Below are 1,729 nucleotides of genomic sequence, written 5' to 3' on the forward strand. Positions count from 1 at the left end.
CAGGGCGTTTTGCATTTGTCCCCTATGGGAGAATCTTCTTCGCTCCGCGGCGGCCGGAATTTGGAACTATAGCGCGGGGCAGTTGCATTTGTCCCCTATGGGAGAAGCTTCTTCGCTCCGCGGCGGCGGGAATTTGGAACTATAGGCGTGGCGGTTGCATTTGTCCCCTGAAGACGCGCTATCCAGAGGGATTGAACGCACGCGTTGCGTACTGCAGCGTCGGAGGCGTGGTCCTATCGGAGGGGATTTTGCATTTGTCCCCTGAAAAAATTTCTTTTGACCTCAGAAAATGTTTACAAGATGTTTCATAAGTGTTAAAATAGCATCACTTTCTAGGGCGGGTTCTTCGCCTCTTGCTTTCTTACCTGCTGTGGCATGACTGATTTGCCGCGGTGTCAACCGGTCGTTTGGCCCATTTCAAAAAGGAGTTTTCTCATGTTAAAAGTCAAAAAAGTCCCTTTATCCCCATCCATATCCTATATCCGACGCGAACCGCGAACACGGGAAATTGCAGCCGATTTGAAGCGCTTGCAGAAGGAGGCCGTCAGTCTCCGACAGGTCGTCAACAAAAATCCCGATCGGAAGAAACGCTTTGCCATCTACAAGAACGGGAACTCTACCAAATGGGTGGTCCTTGAAGACGGAAAAAAGACAGTTATTTCCAAAAAGGATATTTCGTCTGCAGAAAAAATGGCGCGCCTTGCCGGGTGCAAGGCGCGCCTTCGGGAAGTGGATATGGAGATTACTGCATGTCAGCGGTATCTCAACTGCTTCCGCAGCAAGGAGTCCCATCTGCAGCAGCTTCTGAAACATGCTGATTTCCGGAAGCTTGTCGGAACTCCTGAGGCTGCCGCTTTCATCTGGCTGGCAGAACCCTTTGAGAGCAACAATTCCTATTACCCGGAACAGCTGATCTATCGGACGCGCTCCGGTCTGCTTGTTCGTTCCAAGTCAGAACTCGCCATCGCATCTCTACTGGAAGAATACTGCCTTCCTTTCCGCTATGAATGCCGGTTTGATACGCCGGAGGGACATACATATCCTGATTTCATGATCATGGATCCGAAGACCTGCCGCATCTATATTTGGGAGCATTTCGGACTTATGGACGACGCGGATTATGAAGCCAAAACCTATCAGAAGATACATTTTTACCGGACGGCCGGCTACTTCCCGGGGGACAATCTCATCATGACCTTTGAAGACGCAGACCACCACTTGGATATGCACGCCATAGATAACCTTCTGCGGGAAAAGTTCAAGCTCGAATAGGGGACAAATGAAAAATTCCTGGCTATATTTCCATTGCTCCGGGGGCGATGCACGCAAAGCGTACAGTGCCTCGTCTGAAGGGCCGCACACATAGGGGACAAATGCAAAACTTCCGCATATATTTCCATTTTGCAGCCGCCGCGGAGCGGAGAATCTTCTCCCACTGGGGATAAATGCAAAATTCCGGACTATAGTTCCATTGCCCTGAGGCCAAAACACGCAACGCGTGTCAAATCTTATCTGGAGGGCCACACCTGTAGGGGATAGATGTAAAATCCCCGCATATGTTTCCATTTTGCAGCCGCCGCGGAGCGGAGAATCTTCTTCCACAGGGGACAAATGTAAAATCCCCACATATGTTTCCATTTTGCAGCCGCCGCGGAGCGGAGAATCTTCTCCCATAGGGGACAAATGTAAAATCCCCACATATGTTTCCATTTTGCAGCCGCCGCGGAGC

Annotated in this window: 1 protein-coding gene; it reads left to right on the forward strand. The window is 50.5% G+C overall.

The window, feature by feature from the left end:
- Positions 1-435 precede the first annotated feature (435 nt).
- The gene (locus tag VZT47_RS10255) at positions 436-1,272 is read left to right on the forward strand and encodes a hypothetical protein (protein WP_330224862.1); all 837 of its coding nucleotides are present in this window, start codon (positions 436-438) and stop codon (positions 1,270-1,272) included.
- The last annotated feature ends 457 nt before the right edge of the window (positions 1,273-1,729 follow it).

This window comes from Dialister sp., assembly GCF_036343215.1.
Taxonomy (GTDB): Bacteria; Bacillota; Negativicutes; order Veillonellales; family Dialisteraceae; genus Dialister.

Coding starts and splice junctions, on each gene's coding strand:
- VZT47_RS10255 (WP_330224862.1), top strand. CDS start 436: ATGTTAAAAGTCAAAAAAGTCCCTTTATCCCCATCCATATCCTATATC.